This window comes from Streptococcus sp. HMSC072D07 (genome assembly GCF_001814835.1).
In the GTDB taxonomy this organism is placed as follows: Bacteria; Bacillota; Bacilli; order Lactobacillales; family Streptococcaceae; genus Streptococcus.
On sequence record NZ_KV818079.1, the window covers coordinates 68,437 to 68,944 of the forward strand.

The window sequence follows — 508 nt, forward strand, 5'->3', positions numbered from 1 at the left end:
CGCACCATTGTTTATACAGTGACTTACACAGACGGCGTTGAAACAGGTCGCGAGGTGAAATCAAACACAATCACTACTCCAGCAGTAGACGAAGTTGTCGAAATTGGAACTAAGAAAGCAGCGGTTGTAACGACTAAGGAAGAGACCAAGACAGAAGAAGTTGCTTTCCAAACTAAGGAAGTAACAAATCCAAATCTTCCAGAAGGAAGTCGTCAAGTGAAAGCTGTTGGTAAGAAGGGTGTTCGCACCATTGTTTATACAGTGACTTACACAGATGGCGTTGAAACAGGTCGTGTTGAGAAATCAAACACAATCACTACTCCAGCAGTAGACGAAGTTGTCGAAGTTGGAACTAAGAAAGTAGTAGCCCCAGTTGTAACGACTAAGGAAGAAACGAAGACAGAAGAAGTTGCTTTCCAAGTCAAAGAAGTGCAGAACGCAGACCTTCCAGAAGGAAGTCGTCAAGTGAAAGCTGCTGGTAAGAAGGGTGTTCGCACCATTGTTTATA

1 protein-coding gene is annotated in these 508 nt (G+C 43.5%); it reads left to right on the forward strand.

Translation table 11 applies throughout. The features are described 5' to 3' along the window. The coding region (locus HMPREF2991_RS11320) for a G5 domain-containing protein (protein WP_257372026.1) at positions 1–508 on the forward strand (508 nt) is incomplete at both ends.